Raw genomic sequence first — 14,926 nt, 5'->3', positions numbered from 1 at the left:
CCCTGGTCAGCGGCGTCTGGGGACGGTGACGCGGTCCAGGTCGCGGGCGACCGTCAGCTCCCCCTCGAACCCGGCGGCCCGCGCCTGCCGGGCGAACTCCTCGGGGTCGGCGTAGCGCTGACTGAAGTGGGTGAGCACGAGGTGCCGGACGCCGGCGTCCCGGGCGACGGCTGCGGCCTGCCCGGCGGTGAGGTGCCCGTGGTCGGCGGCGAGTTGCGCGTCCTCGTCCAGGAACGTCGACTCGATGACGAGCAGGTCGCAGCCCTCGGCGAGCGCGGTGACCCCCTCGCACAGCCGGGTGTCCATCACGAACGCGACGCGCTGCCCGCGCCGTGTCTCGCTGACGTCGGCGAGCGTGACCCCGCGCAGTTCGCCCGCCTTCTGGATCCGGCCGACGTCCGGCCCGGTGATGCCGTGCGCGGCGAGCCGCTCGGGCAGCATCCGCAGCCGGTCGGGCTCGACCAGGAGGTAGCCGTACGACTCGACGGGGTGGGACAGGCGCCGCGCCTCCAGGCGGTAGCCCGGCGTCTCGGCGAGCACCGCGGCGTCGCCGCTCACCGGTTCCTCGGTGATCCCGACGGTCTCGCGGTACGCGGTCGCGTACCGCAGCCGGTCGAAGAACCGCTGCCCGGACGCCGGGTAGTGGGCGGTCACCGGGTGCGGGACGCGGTCGAGATTGATCCGCTGGATCACCCCGGCGAGGCCGAGGCTGTGGTCGCCGTGGAAGTGGGTGACGCAGATCCGGTGCAGGTCGTGCGCGGCGACGCCGGCGTGCAGCATCTGGCGCTGTGTTCCCTCTCCGGGGTCGAAGAGGATGCCCTCGCCGTCCCAGCGCAGCAGGTAGCCGTTGTGGTTGCGGTGCCGCGTGGGCACCTGGCTGGCGGTGCCGAGGACGACGAATTCCCGTACGGACATCAGGTGTCGGCCGTGGCTATCCGGGGGGCCACTGCAGGCCGCGGCCGCCGAGGACGTGGGCGTGCGCGTGGAAGACGGTCTGGCCGGCGCCGCTGCCCGTGTTGAACACGAGCCGGTAGCTGTCCAGCTTCTCCTCCTTGGCGACCTCGCCCGCCTCGCGCAGCACGTCGGCGGCGATGGCCGGCTCCGCCGCGGCCAGGGATGCGGCGTCGGGGTGGTGGACGCGCGGGATCACCAGGATGTGGGTGGGGGCCTGGGGGTTGATGTCCCGGAACGCGACCGTGGTCTCCGTCTCGCGGACGAGCGTGGCGGGGACGTCTCCCGCGACGATCTTGCAGAACAGGCAGTCCGCCTGGGGGTCGCCGGGCATGTTCTGGTCTCCTTTACGCGGGGGTCGCGGCCTGGCCGCATGGTATCGATCACGGGGGTCGGGGACGGCATCGGTGTCGTGTGCAGCCCGGTGGCCGCTTCGCGCGCCTTCCCCTGAGCGAGCGCAGCTCGCTTCAGGGGCGCGGGGAACTGCGCGACCAGCCACGACGAGAGAGTCAGCCGACGGACGGGTCCGGCAAATCCGGTGCCGACTTCGCCGGGGTACGGGCAAGCGCGGCCAGCGCCAGACGTACGGCCTCGTCGAGCTGCGGATCGCGGCCGGCCGCGACGTCATGGGGCGCGGCGACCACCTCGACGTCCGGATCCACCCCGTAGTTCTCCAGCCCCCACCCGACCCCCTCCATCCAGGTCGCGTACTTCGGCTGTGTCACCAGCGTCCCGTCCACCAGCCGGTACCGGCTGTCGATGCCGATGACGCCACCCCACGTCCGGGTCCCCACCACGGTCCCGATCCCGAGCGCCTTGATCGCCGCGTTGACGATGTCCCCGTCCGACCCGGAGAACTCGTTGGCGACGGCGACGACGGGCCCCCGGGGCGCGTCCATCGGGTACGTGAAGGGGCGGCTGCCGCGCGGCACGTCCCAGCCGACGACCCGGCGGGCGAGCTTCTCCACGACGAGCTGGGACGTGTGCCCGCCCCGGTTCTCCCGGACGTCGACGACGAGCCCCTCCCGGGCCACCTCCACGCTCAGGTCGCGATGGATCTGTGCCCAGCCGGGCGCCTGCATGTCCGGGACGTGGAGATAGCCGAGCCGCCCGCCGGAGAGCCGGTGGACGTAGGCCCGCCGGTCGGCCACCCAGGCGTGGTAGCGCAGCGGTTCGTCGTTCTCCAGCGGGACGACGACGACATGGCGGGCGTCGCCGCCCCCGGCCGGCGAGACGGTCAGCTCGACCGGCTTGTCGGCGGTGCCGACGAGCAGCGGGCCGGGCCCGGTGACGGGGTCGACGGGCAGCCCGCCGACCGCGACGATCGCGTCCCCGGCGCGCACGGCGACCCCGGGCGCGGCGAGCGGGGACCGGGCACGCGGGTCGGAGGTCTCCGAGGGCAGCACCCGGTCGACACGCCAACTGCCGTCCTCGTGACGGGAGACGTCGGCGCCGAGCAGCCCCTGGCGGCGGCGTCCGGAGCCGCCCCTGCCGCCCGGCACGACGTAGGCGTGCGAGGTGCCGAGCTCGCCCTGCACCTCCCACAGCAGGTCGACGAGGTCGTCGTGGGTGGTGACCCGGTCGAGGACGGGCCGGTAGCGGGCGAGGACACCGTCCCAGTCGACGCCGTTCATGTCGGCGCGCCAGAAGTTGTCCCGCATCAGGCGGCCGGTCTCCTCGTACATCTGCCGCCACTCGGCGGCCGGGTCCACGCGCTGGGAGATCCGGGCGAGGTCGACGGTGATGTTGGTGTCGCTGGAGTCGTCGTGCGCGGGCCGCCGGTCGCTCGGGACGACCTTGAGCACGTCACCGGTCCACAGCAGGACCCGCTTGCCGTCGCCGGTGACCTCGAAGTGGTCGGCGTCGGAGCCGATCTCCTCGATGCGCTGCTGGAGCAGGTCGTAGCGCTCCAGGCGGGTCTTGGGCTCGGCGTCGGCGAGGGCGGCCCGTGCGTCGCCGAGGACGCCGCGCACCGGGTGCCGCAGCCACAGCACTCCGTCCTTGGCGGTGCGCAGCGTCGAGTAGCGGGCGGCCTCGACGGGGAACGGCACGATCCGGTCGACGAGTCCGTCGAGGTCGACGCGGGTGGCGGGGGCGCCCTCGCTCTCCGGGGTCTCGGAGCCGGGGCTGTCCGGCGCGTCGAAGGGCCGCCCGTGCCGCTGCGGTCCGAACGGCGAGGGGGTGGTCGCGGCCAGGGTGATCAGATGCGGCCGCGAGCCGCCGACGAACGCGAGGTCGAAGGAGTGCTCGTCGTAGAGCGGATCGAAGGAGCGCGCCGACAGGAACGCCAGGTGCTTGCCGTCGAGCGTGAACGCGGGCGCGTAGTCCCGGAACCGCAGCGGGGTCGCCTCGCTCACGGACAGGTCCGCGGCGTTGGCCAGTTTGAGCTGGCGCAGGTCGTGCGGGCCGGGGTGCGACCAGGCGAGCCAGGCCGAGTCGGGCGAGAAGGTGAGACCGGTGGCGTGGCCGTCCTCACTGCGGTCGACCTCGCGGACGTCGCCGCTGTCCCGCTCGACGAGGAGGACCCGGCCGTCGTGCGCGGCGACGGCGACCCGCCCGCCGTCCGGGGCGACGGTCAGCCCGAGGACCCGGCCGAGCCGGCCGCCGCCGAGCCGGCGCGGGGTGGCGCCGGGCGCGGTGCCGGTGGCGGGCGCGAACTCCAGGGCGTCGTCGCCCTCGGCGTCCGTCACCCACACCACGTGCTCCTCGCCGCCGGCCCGGAAGGTGTGCGGGAGCCGGGTCCTGACGCCGGGCTCGGCGGCGAGCGCGCGGACCGGTCCTGAGCGGTGGGTCACCCAGTGCACGGCGCCGCGCACCGCGACGGCGCTGCCGCGCCCGGTGTGGTCGGGCGAGGCGGCGCCGAACCAGCGGGCGGCGTCCACCGCGCGCGGCCGCAGACCGGTGCGCTGTCCGCCGAGCCGGATGTCGAGGCGCCGCGGTGCCGCGTCGGCGGCGAGCAGGTCGTCGACGGCCCACAGTTCACCGGCGCAGGCGTAGACGACCCGGGTGCCGTCGGTCGCGGCGTGCCGGGCGTAGAAACCGTCCACGGGGCTGTGGCGGCGCAGGTCGGTTCCGTCGGCCGCCGAGGAGTACAGGGCGCCGACGCCCTCGTGGTCGGAGAGGAACGCGACCCGCTCGCCGACCCACATCGGGTACTCGATGTTGCCGTCGAGATCGGCGTGCAGCCGTACGAACTCACCGGCGGCGCCCTCGGCGGCCCGGTCGATCCACAGCTTGCCCGCGGTGCCGCCCCGGTACCGCTTCCACCAGGCGGCTTCCCGGCCCATCGACGCGGAGAGCAGCACCACCCGGGAGCCGGGGCCGTACGCGACCCCGCCGACCGGCCCGTAGGGGAGGGTCTCGGCGGGTCCGCCGTCCAGCGGCACCGCCCGCGCCCAGCTGCGGCGCAGCGAGGCCTGCCCGTACGTACTCAGGGCGAGGACCCGGCCGTCGGGCGTCCAGCCGCGGACGGACGTGGTCCAGCTGCCCCAGTACGTCAGACGCTCGGCCGGTCCGCCGTCGACCGGGGCGACCTGCACCTCGGGGGCGCCGTCACGGCGCGAGGTCCAGGCGACCATGGTGCCGTCGGGGGATGTCCGGGGGTGGCCGACCGGCACGTTGTCGGCACTGATCCGCCAGGCGCGGCCGCCGTCGAGCGGCGCGGCCCACACGTCGTCCTCGGCGGTGAAGACCACCAACTCGCCGTGCGGGTGCGGGAAGCGGAGATAGGCAGAGGCGGCAGGGTTCGTCACCCGGCCAGCCTAATTTTGCCCCGCGTCCCGCGTCCGCGGTTTCGCGATCACCGGCCGTTCACTTGCTCCGGGCCTCCTGGGAGGTGGTGCAGGTCGGCTCGGGTTCCGGCACGGTGACGGTCTCGGTGACCGTGTGGGTCTCCCCCGGCTCGGGCTCGTCCGACGGCTCCGGCTTCCAGGTGTCCGACGGCTCCGGTTTCCACGTGTCGGACGGCTCCGGCTTCCACGTGTCCGACGGCTCGGGCTCCTCCGACGGTGTCCAGGTGTCCGAGGCCTCGCAGTTGCCGAGCACACCGACACGGAACCAGAGCTTTCCCTCGACCTTCGCCGTGAACGAGCCCCGCACGCACTTGCCGGAGACGACCGCGTACGCGTTCCCGGTGAGCGTGATCTCCTTGCCGTCCGTCGTCTTCCCCTGGCAGTCGACGTGGACGTCCTGCGACGTCGAGCCGCTGCCGGAGGTGCGGTTGACGTAGGCGGCGCTGCAACTGAGCCACCGCACATGGGCGTTCTGCCGGTTGAGCTCGGCCGTGCCCTGCTGGTCCGTGGTGGCGGCGACGGTCGACGGATTCAGGCCCTCGTCGACCGGCTGGCACGCCACGGCCCCCAGTCCGGCGGTGGCGACGCACACGGCAGCCGCCGCGACGCGCCGTCCCCGTAACCGGAGCAAACGGTCACCGATACCCCTCAATGCCCCCATGTGCGGCAGGATGCCACCACGGCTCCCCGGGCGGTAGAGCAGTTGCGGCCAGCACTGCGGGCCCGTGCGGGGACCGGGGCACCGGCAGGTTTCAGCCCCAGCGGCCGGTTCGGCCCAGCAGCAGCGCCACCGCCGCGGTCCCGGCCGTCGAGGTCCGCAGCACGCTCCGCCCGAGCCGGCAGGTCCGCGCCCCGGCCTCCGCGAAGACCGCCAGCTCCTCGGGAGAAACGCCTCCTTCGGGGCCGACGACGAGCACGATCTCGCCGGTCGCCGGGAGGTCGACGGAGGCCAGCGCGGCGCTCTCGTGCTCCCGGTCCTCGTGCAGCACCACCGCGAGATCCGCCCCGGCGAGCAGCGCGGCGACCTCCTTCGTGGAGGCCGCGTCGACGACCTCGGGGAACCGCACCCGCCGCGACTGCTTCCCGGCCTCGCGCGCGGTGGCCCGCCACTTGCCGAGCGCCTTGACGCCGCGCTCGCCGCGCCACTGGGTGATGCAGCGCGACGCCGACCACGGCACGATCGCGTCGACGCCGGTCTCGGTCATGGTCTCGACGGCCAGTTCGCCCCGGTCGCCCTTGGGGAGGGCCTGGACGACGGTGATCCGGGGCCGCTCCTCGGGCTCGGCGCGCACCGGCCCGGCCTCCACGAGCAGCCGGTCCTTGCCCTCGCTGCCCGCGACGACGCCCTCGCACCACGCGCCGAGGCCGTCGGTGAGCACCACCTGCTCCCCGGCCCGCAGCCGCTTCACGGAGACGGCGTGCCGCCCCTCGGGCCCGTCGAGGACGTACGTACGGCCGTCGGGGACGGGCCCCTCGACCACGAACACCGGCGCCGTCACGCGGCACCCCGCTGGCCCAACGCGCCGCCGGCCTCGGCGAGTTCGGCGGCGAGCACCTCGACGAGCTGCCCGGCGGGCAGTTCCCGGGCGAGCCGGTGGCCCTGCCCCGCCCACAGCGCCATGGCCTGCGGGTCACCGGCCTTGGCGGCGGCCTTGCGGATCGGCGATGTCATGTGGTGCACCTCGGGGTACGCGGCGGGCGCGTACGGGCCGTGCTCGCGCAGGAAGCGGTTGACGAGGCCGCGCGCGGGCCGCCCGGAGAACGCCCGGGTCAGCTCGGTGCGGGTGAACAGCGGGTCGGTCATGGCCCGCTTGTGCAGATCGGGCGCCCCGGACTCGGGCGTGACCAGGAACGCGGTGCCGAGCTGCGCGAGATCGGCACCGGCCGCGAGCACGGCCGCGATCTGCGCGCCCCGCATGATCCCGCCGGCCGCGACGACGGGCAGCCGCACGGCCTCGCGCACCTGGGCGATCAGGGCGAGCAGCCCGACGCCGCTGCCGTCGGTCTCGGCGGAGTCCCGGTGGGTGCCCTGGTGGCCGCCGGCCTCGATGCCCTGCACACAGACGGCGTCGGCGCCGACGGCCTCCGCGGCCCGCGCCTCGGCCGCCGTCGTCACGGTGACCACGGTGAGGGTGCCGACCCGGCGCAGCGCGTCGACGGCCTCGGCGGTGGGGCAGCCGAAGGTGAAGGAGACCAGCGGCACCGGGTCGTCGACGAGGATGGCCAGCTTGGCGTCGTAGCCGTCGTCGCGCCCGCTGTCGGGGTCGCCGAGCGGCGTCTGGTACCAGGTGGCCTCGCCGGCCAGCTGGTTGCGGTACACCTCGACCGCGGCCGGGTCGGCGTACTCGGGCTGCGGCATGAACAGGTTGACGCCGAAGGGGCGCCCGGTGAGTCCCCGGACCTGCTGGATCTCCTGGTACATCCCGTCGGCGGTTTTGTACCCCGCGGCGAGGAAACCGAGCCCGCCCGCTTCGGACACGGCGGCCACCAGCTCGGGCCGCGACGCGCCGCCCGCCATCGGGGCCGAAACGATCGGGCAGTGACAGAGATCAGCCAGCACGGAGGAGGACATACCGGCATCGTGCCACGTCCGGCCAACACCACCGAATCGCAGCCCAGCAGCCACGTCACAGCCCCCGACAAGCGCCCCGAAGGGGAGCGGGGAACTGCGCGGGAAGCCCCACCGGCCGGCACCCGGGCGCCAACCGGCAGGCCCACCCCCGAAGCCGCGAAAAGGGGCCCGGGGAAAACCCCAGGCCCCTCGAATTCACCAGGTCACCGCCCGTTGAACGCATCCTTCAGCCGCGAGAAGAGCCCCTGCTGACCGGGCTGAAACTGCCCGTTCACGCGCTCCTCACCCCGCAACTTGGCCAGCTCGCGCAGCAACCGCTCCTGCTCCGGATCGAGCTTCTGCGGCGTCATCACCTCGACGTGCACGATGAGGTCACCGCGCCCGCCGCCCCGCAGATGCGTGACGCCGCGCCCGTGCAGCGGAACCGACTGCCCGGACTGCGTCCCGGGACGGATGTCGATCTCCTCCAGCCCGTCGAGCGTCTCCAGCGGCACCTTGGTGCCGAGCGCCGCCGCGGTCATCGGAATGGTGACCGTGCAGTGCAGATCGTCGCCGCGCCGCTGGAACACCGGGTGCGGCAGCTCGTGGATCTCGACGTAGAGGTCACCGGCGGGCCCGCCACCGGGCCCGACCTCGCCCTCACCGGCGAGCTGGATCCGCGTGCCGTTGTCCACGCCGGCCGGGATCTTCACCGTCAGCGTCCGCCGCGACCGGATGCGGCCGTCACCGGCGCACTCCGGGCACGGGGTCGGCACGACGGTGCCGAAGCCCTGGCACTGCGGACACGGCCGCGAGGTCATGACCTGACCGAGGAAGGACCGCGTCACCTGCGAGACCTCACCGCGGCCGCGGCACATGTCACAGGTCTGCGCGGAGGTCCCCGGCGCGGCACCCTCACCGCTGCAGGTCGTACAGACGACAGCCGTGTCGACCTGGATGTCCTTGGTGGTGCCGAAGGCCGCCTCGTCGAGCTCGACCTCCAGCCGGATCATGGCGTCCTGGCCACGGCGCGTGCGGGACCGGGGCCCGCGCTGCGACGCCGTACCGAAGAACGCGTCCATGATGTCCGAGAAGTTCCCGAACCCGCCGGCGCCGAAGCCTCCGGCACCGCCTCCGCCGGACTGCGACAGGGGGTCGCCCCCCAGGTCGTAGACCTGCTTCTTCTGCGGGTCGGAGAGCACCTCGTAGGCGGCGTTGATCTCCTTGAACCGCTCCTGGGTCTTCGGATCCGGATTCACGTCCGGGTGCAGCTCGCGGGCGAGCCTCCGAAAAGCCTTCTTGATCTCGTCCTGGGAAGCGTCGCGGCGCACGCCGAGTACGGCGTAGTAGTCCGTGGCCACTTACGACTCCGCCAGGATCTGTCCGACGTAACGTGCCACTGCGCGTACTGCTCCCATCGTTCCCGGGTAATCCATGCGTGTCGGTCCGACGACACCCAGCTTGGCGACTGCCTCGCCGCCCGAACCGTAGCCCACCGACACCACGGACGTGGAGTTGAGTCCCTCGTGGGCGTTCTCGTGACCGATGCGTACGGCCATGCCCGAATCGCCCACCTCACCAAGCAACTTGAGGAGCACGACCTGCTCCTCAAGGGCCTCCAGCACGGGCCGGATGGTGAGGGGAAAGTCATGTCCGAAGCGGGTGAGATTGGCGGTGCCGCCGATCATCAGCCGCTCCTCGGACTCCTCGACGAGCGTCTCCAGCAGAGTGGAGAGCACCGTCGCGACCGTACCGCGGTCCTCCGTGTCGAAGGCCTCCGGCAGATCCTGCACCAACTGCGGCACATCCGCGAAACGGCGGCTTGCCACCCGGCTGTTGAGCCGGGCCCGCAGATCGGCGAGGGCCGTCTCGCCGAAGGGCGCCGGGCAGTCGATCATCCGCTGCTCGACCCGCCCGGTGTCCGTGATCAGTACGAGCATCAGACGGGCGGGCGCCAGCGACAGCAGCTCGACGTGGCGCACCGTGGACCGGGTCAGGGACGGGTACTGGACGACCGCGACCTGCCGGGTCAGCTGCGCGAGCAGCCGCACGGTGCGGCCGACGACGTCGTCGAGGTCGACGGCGCCCTCCAGGAAGTTCTGGACGGCGCGCCGCTCGGGCCCGGTCATCGGCTTCACCGCGGTGAGCTTGTCGACGAAGAGGCGGTACCCCTTGTCGGTGGGGATCCGCCCGGCACTGGTGTGCGGCTGGGCGATGTACCCCTCGTCCTCCAGGGCGGCCATGTCGTTGCGCACGGTCGCCGGGGAGACGCCGAGCCGGTGCCGCTCGGTGAGCGCCTTGGAGCCCACCGGCTCCTCGGTGCCCACGTAGTCCTGGACGATGGCGCGCAGCACTTCGAGCCTGCGTTCACTGAGCATCGGCGCACACCTCCAGCTTCGCCCTGAGCGATCTTTGGCGATCTTTCCTGTCTGGCACTCGCTATGGGTGAGTGCCAGGAGTCCCCGGCTCAGTGTACGGCCGACGGGTACGGGCCCGGCAAGGCCGCTAGCGTCGACGTATGGAAGGCCATAGCGAAGTCAGGGCGGTCGTCGACTGGAAGACCGCGGGCTGGGAGGAGCTGGCGCCCCACGTGGGGCGGATCCGGCTGCCGGGCTGGGACGCCACGACCGGCCTCGTCGTCGGATCCGGTGCCGCCCTGCTGATCGACACGGGATCCTCACTTCGGGAGGGGGCCCGGCTGCGCGCGGACGTCCGGCGGCTGCTCGGAGCACACGCACGGGTGACGCACATCGTGCTCACCCATCCACACTTCGACCACGTGCTCGGCACGGCCGCCTTCGCGGGCGTCGAGACCTACGGGGCGGTGGGCGTCGACACCGTCCTCGCGCGGGGCCGCGACGCCCTGTACGAGGACGCCGTGCGGCACGGGCTGCCCGCGGACGAGGCGGCCGGGGCGACCGACGTCCTGGTCACCCCGCGGCACCGGGTCAGCGGCGAGTGGACGCTCGATCTGGGGGACGGCCTCCAGGTGCTCCTGGCGAACCTCGGCCCCGCCCACACCGCCCACGACCTCGTGGTCCTGGTGCCGGGGAACCCCGTGACCGTCTTCTGCGGCGACCTGGTCGAGGAGTCCGGCGAACCGCAGGCGGGCCCGGACGCGGCACCGGGCCACTGGCCGGCGGCGCTGGACCGGCTGCTCGCGCTCGGCGGCGAGGACGCGCTGTACGTCCCCGGGCACGGTTCGGTGGTGAATGCGGCGTTCGTCCGCGCGCAACGCGCCACACTGGTGGCCCGTTCCGGCGTGTCGTGACGGAGACCGGCGCCTTCCTCATATCGTCGGCCGAATGCGCCAGTACTCACCTGACCTGACCCCTCCCTGGAAGCGGAACAAGCCGGCTCCGGAGGTTCCCGCCGAGCCGGACCTGGTGGTCGAGGAGGTCGGTACCGGCTTCTGCGGGGCGGTGGTGCGCGTGGAGAAGACGGCGCAGGGGCCGACGGTGACCCTGGAGGACCGCTTCGGCAAGCACCGCGTCTTCCCGATGGAGCCGCGCGGGTTCCTGCTGGAGGGCAGGCCCGTCACGCTGGTCCGCCCGTCGGCGTCGGCCGGACCCGCGCGTCCGGCCCGTACGGCGTCCGGCTCGATGGCGGTCCCGGGCGCCCGTGCCCGGGTGGCCCGGGCCGGCCGGATCTATGTCGAGGGCAAGCACGACGCCGAACTCATCGAACGGGTGTGGGGCGACGACCTGCGCATCGAGGGCGTGGCCGTGGAGTTCCTGGAGGGCGTGGACGACCTCCCGTCGATCGTCGCCGACTTCGCCCCCGGCCCCGACGCGCGCCTCGGCGTCCTGGTCGACCACCTGGTCCCCGGCACCAAGGAATGGAAGATCGCCCGGTCGGTGACGAGCGAGCACGCCCTGGTGGTCGGCCACCCGTACATCGACATCTGGGAGGCGGTGAAGCCGTCCTCGGTGGGCATCGACGCCTGGCCCCGCGTCCCGCACGGCCAGGACTGGAAGACGGGCGTCTGCCGTGCCCTGGGCTGGCGCGTGGCGAACACGGGCGAGGCCTGGCAGCACGTCCTGTCCCACGTCCGCTCCTACAAGGACCTGGAACCGGAACTCCTGGGCCGAGTGGAAGAACTGATCGACTTCGTGACGGGCTGAGGCGGCGCCCCGCGAGGGGCTAGGGCCTGTCCGGCGGATCTTGTCGCGGGCGCGGGGTCTGGCACGCCGACCTGCGGCGTTGTCGTCGGTTGCCGACGCTCCGCGTCGACGCCCTCCTCCGCCTTGCATCTCGACGCGCCAGACCCCGCTCACCAGTTCAGAAATGCGCGGGCGGACCGGGCTGCGACCTGATCCGCCGGACAGGCCCTAGTCGACCAGATCCCGCACCACGGCGTCGGCCAGCAACCGCCCCCGCAACGTCAGAACGGCCCGCCCCTCCGCGAACGGCCCGCTCTCCAGCAGCCCGTCCGCCACGGCCTTGCGCGCCGCGGTCAGCCCGGCGGGCTTCAGCAACGACACCGGGCACCCTTCGAGCAGCCGCAGCTCCAGCAGGATCCGCTCGACCCGCCGGTCCTCGTCGGCCAGCACCTCCCGCCCGGCCCCCGGAGACGTCCCCCCGGCGAGCGCTGCGGCATAGGCCCCGGGATGCTTCACGTTCCACCACCGCACCCCGCCCACGTGCGAGTGCGCCCCGGGCCCGGCCCCCCACCAGTCGGCCCCGCGCCAGTACAGCTCGTTGTGCAGGCACCGCCCGGCGTCGGACGTGGCCCAGTTCGACACCTCGTACCAGTCGAACCCGGCCGCCGACAGCACCTCGTCGGCGATCAGATACCGGTCCGCGTGCACGTCGTCGTCGGTCATCGGCACCTCGCCGCGCCGGATCCGCCGGGCGAGCTGCGTGCCCTCCTCGACGATCAGCGCGTACGCCGAGACGTGGTCGGGGCCCGCCCCGATGGCCGCGTCCAGCGAGGCCCGCCAGTCCTCGTCGGTCTCCCCCGGCGTGCCGTAGATCAGGTCGAGGTTCACGTGCTCGAACCCTGCGGCCCGCGCCTCCGCGACACACGCCTCGGGCCGCCCGGGCGTGTGCGTGCGGTCGAGGACCTTCAGGACGTGCTGCCGCGCGCTCTGCATCCCGAACGAGATCCGGTTGAACCCGCCGGCCCGCAGCTCGGCCAGATACGCCGGGTCCACCGACTCGGGGTTCGCCTCGGTGGTCACCTCGGCGTCGTCGGCGAGCCCGAACTCGTCGCGGATCGCGCCCAGCATCCGTACGAGATCGGAGGCGGCGAGCAGCGTCGGCGTACCGCCCCCGACGAACACGGTCCGCACCGGCCGGGGATCGTCGCCGAGGACCTTCCGGGCGAGCCGGACCTCCTCCACCACCAGGTCCGCGTAGTTGTCCCGGGAGGCAAGGACGCCGCCGGTGCCGCGCAGCTCGGTCGCGGTGTACGTGTTGAAGTCGCAGTAGCCGCAGCGGGTCGCGCAGTACGGCACGTGCAGATAGAAGCCGAGCGGCCGCGAGGCCGCTCCGGCCAGGGCGGAGGCGGGCAGGGAACCGTCGGCGGGGACGGGCTCGCCGTCGGGGAGTGCGGAAGGCATACCTCTATTCTCCGGCACCGGCCGAGCGGAGCGCCCCGCCTACTCGGCCTGGAGCACCAGCAGGGCCAGATCGTCGTCCGGCGGGGCGTCGGCGAAGGCGTGCACGAGGCGCCGGATGCGCTCGGCGAGGAGAGGGGCCGACAGGCCGGCGCACCCGGCGAGTGCCTGCGCCAGCCCGTCCCCGTCGTCGAACTGGAGGGCACCGCGGCGCCGCTCGGTCACGCCGTCCGTGACGCACAGCAGGGTGTCGCCGGCGGACAGCTCGAAGGTCTCGCTGGTGTAGTCGGGGTCGTCGACGACCCCGAGCAGCACCTGCGGCCCGGCGGCGGGGACGACCTCGCCGCCGGGCCGCATCAGCAGCGGCAGCGGATGCCCGGCGGAGGCGATGGTGCAGCTCATGCCGTCCGCGGTGGGGGTCAGTTCGCCGTAGAGCAGGGACAGGAAGCGGGAGGTGGAGCCCTCCGGCGGCAGGCCCTGTCCGCCGACGACGGCGAGCGCGCGGGCGGCGGCGTCGGCGGCCTCGGTGGCGTCGTCGAGCAGCAGCCGGTTCAGCCGGTCGAGGACCTGGTGGACGGGGTAGCCCTCGCGGGCGAGGAGCCGCAGCCACGGCCGGGCGAGGCCGATCACGACGGCCGCCTCGGGCCCCTTGCCCTGGACGTCGCCGAGCGCGAAGCACCAGCGTCCGTCCCCGGCGGGGAAGACGTCGTAGAAGTCGCCGCCGGGGCCGCCCTGCTCCTTCGGCTCGTAGACGAGGGCGCTCTTGAGGCCGGGGATCTCGGCGATGGAGGTGGGCAGCAGGCCGCGCTGGAGGATCCGGCTGATGGTGGCCTGCCGGGTGAAGCGGCGGGCCGCGCTGACGGCGAGCGCGACCCGGCGGCTGAAGTCCTCGACGAGGCCGGTGACCTCGTCGGGGAAGGTCTGCAGCCCGCTCCGGCCGATGAGCAGGATGCCGAGGGTGCGGCCGCCCGCCGAGAGCCGGTAGGCGAGCGCGGCGCCCGCGTCCCCGGGGGTGCTGTCGAAGGGGCAGGGCACCGGCACGGCGGCGGTGCGCACGGCGTCGGGCAGCCGGGGCGGTTCCTTCTCCAGGATCCGGCGCAGGTCCTCGATGCGGTTCTCGTGGGTGTGCCAGACACGGGCGAGCCGGGGCGCGTGCAAGGGGTCGCCGCCGCGCGCGTCGTGGTCGGCGATGCCCGGCAGGCCGCGCCCCTCCTCGTCGTAGAGCCAGATCGCGCACCAGTCGGCGAGCCGCGGCACGAGGAGCTGGCCGACGAGCGCGGCGACCATGTCCTCGTCGAGCTGTCCGGCGAGCAGGTCGGAGGCCTCGGCGAGGAAGGAGAGCGCACCGCGGTTGATCCAGTCCCGGTCCTGCGGGTCGCGGCGGGGCACGGGCGCGAGGATCTCCGCGGCGCGCAGGCCGCGCTGGAGGGCGCGCGTGGACGCCTCCTGGCCCTGGGGCGCCGCACCCTGTCCGCCCGTCTGCTGTTCCGGCGGCACGGGTGCGGTGGTATCGGCGGAGTCGGCGGGCAGGCGGGCCCACACGGTCTTGGTGCCCGCGCGGTAGGTGATCCCCCACTCCTCGGCGAGCCCGGCGACGAGCTGGACGCCGCGGCCGTACTCGGGGGTCTCGGGCGAGCGCACCGCGCGGTCGGTGCGCACGGCGCGTGCCGGGTGGTGGTCGGTGACCTCGACGACGAACCCCGCGGGGGTGCCGTCCGGCGCGGCGGGCTCCATCCGGCACAGCAGCTCGACGCTGGTGCCCGCGTGCACGACGGCGTTCGTGACGAGCTCGCTCAGGACGACGACCGCGTCGCCGATCAGCCGGTCACTGAGGGTGGCGGCCACGGGCAGGGCCAGTTCGGTCCAGTCGGCGAAGGCGGCGCGCACGAAACGGCGCGCGGCGGCGGGTGCCAATGGGTTCCCCGGCAGTGACGTGCGCACCACGACCGGTCCTGCGTCCGACCCGACGTTCGCCAGGTCGGGACCACTGACGGTGGTCTCCCGCTGAAGTGGAATGGGCGCCACGGTTCGGCTCCAGAGCAGTTCGGGCATTTACGCCTCAGGCGACAGCA

The 14,926-nt window shown here is 73.7% G+C and carries 12 protein-coding genes; 2 read left to right on the top strand and 10 right to left on the bottom strand.

Annotated features, from left to right (window positions below):
- Positions 1-6 precede the first annotated feature (6 nt).
- The 8 genes from ABT127_RS03605 to hrcA form a co-directional block, all read right to left on the bottom strand.
- Positions 7-915 (bottom strand): ribonuclease Z, encoded by a 909-nt coding sequence (locus ABT127_RS03605; RefSeq protein ID WP_351444257.1) that lies wholly within the window; start codon positions 913-915, stop codon positions 7-9.
- A gap of 16 nt (positions 916-931) precedes the next feature.
- Positions 932-1,285 carry a histidine triad nucleotide-binding protein gene (locus tag ABT127_RS03600; RefSeq protein ID WP_351444256.1) on the bottom strand — a complete coding sequence of 118 codons (354 nt, stop codon included), beginning with the start codon at positions 1,283-1,285 and terminating at the stop codon, positions 932-934.
- 175 nt (positions 1,286-1,460) lie between these two features.
- Positions 1,461-4,703: a S41 family peptidase gene (locus tag ABT127_RS03595; RefSeq protein ID WP_351444255.1), complete on the bottom strand. Its 3,243-nt coding sequence runs from the start codon at positions 4,701-4,703 to the stop codon at positions 1,461-1,463.
- A gap of 58 nt (positions 4,704-4,761) precedes the next feature.
- A complete protein-coding gene (locus ABT127_RS03590) occupies positions 4,762-5,334 on the bottom strand; it encodes a hypothetical protein (protein WP_351444254.1) in 573 nt (190 codons plus the stop codon).
- A gap of 160 nt (positions 5,335-5,494) precedes the next feature.
- Positions 5,495-6,241: a 16S rRNA (uracil(1498)-N(3))-methyltransferase gene (locus tag ABT127_RS03585; RefSeq protein ID WP_351444253.1), complete on the bottom strand. Its 747-nt coding sequence runs from the start codon at positions 6,239-6,241 to the stop codon at positions 5,495-5,497.
- Positions 6,238-7,314: a nitronate monooxygenase gene (locus ABT127_RS03580; RefSeq protein ID WP_351444252.1), complete on the bottom strand. Its 1,077-nt coding sequence runs from the start codon at positions 7,312-7,314 to the stop codon at positions 6,238-6,240. Before ABT127_RS03580 ends, ABT127_RS03585 begins: the two co-directional genes overlap by 4 nt.
- Before the next feature lie 203 nt (positions 7,315-7,517).
- Positions 7,518-8,654 (bottom strand): molecular chaperone DnaJ, encoded by a 1,137-nt coding sequence (dnaJ, locus tag ABT127_RS03575; RefSeq protein ID WP_351444251.1) that lies wholly within the window; start codon positions 8,652-8,654, stop codon positions 7,518-7,520.
- Positions 8,655-9,671 carry a heat-inducible transcriptional repressor HrcA gene (hrcA, locus tag ABT127_RS03570; protein ID WP_351444249.1) on the bottom strand — a complete coding sequence of 339 codons (1,017 nt, stop codon included), beginning with the start codon at positions 9,669-9,671 and terminating at the stop codon, positions 8,655-8,657.
- A 140-nt stretch (positions 9,672-9,811) separates the two neighbouring features.
- Here hrcA and ABT127_RS03565 point away from each other — a divergent pair, with 140 nt between their 5' ends.
- Together ABT127_RS03565 and ABT127_RS03560 are read left to right on the top strand one after the other, a co-directional pair.
- The gene (locus ABT127_RS03565) at positions 9,812-10,564 is read left to right on the top strand and encodes an MBL fold metallo-hydrolase (protein ID WP_351444248.1); all 753 of its coding nucleotides are present in this window, start codon (positions 9,812-9,814) and stop codon (positions 10,562-10,564) included.
- A gap of 34 nt (positions 10,565-10,598) precedes the next feature.
- Entirely contained in the window at positions 10,599-11,417 is an 819-nt protein-coding gene (locus ABT127_RS03560) for a DUF3097 domain-containing protein (RefSeq protein WP_351444247.1), read from the top strand.
- A gap of 207 nt (positions 11,418-11,624) precedes the next feature.
- Here ABT127_RS03560 and hemW read toward each other — a convergent pair whose 3' ends face one another.
- Both hemW and ABT127_RS03550 read right to left on the bottom strand, forming a co-directional pair.
- Positions 11,625-12,857: a radical SAM family heme chaperone HemW gene (gene hemW, locus ABT127_RS03555; RefSeq protein ID WP_351444246.1), complete on the bottom strand. Its 1,233-nt coding sequence runs from the start codon at positions 12,855-12,857 to the stop codon at positions 11,625-11,627.
- A gap of 39 nt (positions 12,858-12,896) precedes the next feature.
- Positions 12,897-14,906 (bottom strand): SpoIIE family protein phosphatase, encoded by a 2,010-nt coding sequence (locus tag ABT127_RS03550; RefSeq protein WP_502971621.1) that lies wholly within the window; start codon positions 14,904-14,906, stop codon positions 12,897-12,899.
- Positions 14,907-14,926: the final 20 nt, after the last annotated feature.

The organism is Streptomyces sp. NPDC001904 (assembly GCF_040297005.1).
GTDB lineage: Bacteria > Actinomycetota > Actinomycetes > Streptomycetales > Streptomycetaceae > Streptomyces.
The sequence above is the reverse complement of the archived record's forward strand: the minus strand, read 5'-3'. Positions and strand labels throughout refer to the sequence as shown.

What these genes read in the sequence shown, in the direction of transcription:
- ABT127_RS03560 (WP_351444247.1), top strand. Translation starts at nt 10,599, where the DNA reads ATGCGCCAGTACTCACCTGACCTGACCCCTCCCTGGAAGCGGAACAAG.
- hrcA (WP_351444249.1), bottom strand. Translation starts at nt 9,671, where the DNA reads ATGCTCAGTGAACGCAGGCTCGAAGTGCTGCGCGCCATCGTCCAGGAC.
- ABT127_RS03550 (WP_502971621.1), bottom strand. Translation starts at nt 14,906, where the DNA reads ATGCCCGAACTGCTCTGGAGCCGAACCGTGGCGCCCATTCCACTTCAG.
- ABT127_RS03580 (WP_351444252.1), bottom strand. Translation starts at nt 7,314, where the DNA reads ATGTCCTCCTCCGTGCTGGCTGATCTCTGTCACTGCCCGATCGTTTCG.
- ABT127_RS03600 (WP_351444256.1), bottom strand. Translation starts at nt 1,285, where the DNA reads ATGCCCGGCGACCCCCAGGCGGACTGCCTGTTCTGCAAGATCGTCGCG.
- hemW (WP_351444246.1), bottom strand. Translation starts at nt 12,857, where the DNA reads ATGCCTTCCGCACTCCCCGACGGCGAGCCCGTCCCCGCCGACGGTTCC.
- ABT127_RS03605 (WP_351444257.1), bottom strand. Translation starts at nt 915, where the DNA reads ATGTCCGTACGGGAATTCGTCGTCCTCGGCACCGCCAGCCAGGTGCCC.
- ABT127_RS03565 (WP_351444248.1), top strand. Translation starts at nt 9,812, where the DNA reads ATGGAAGGCCATAGCGAAGTCAGGGCGGTCGTCGACTGGAAGACCGCG.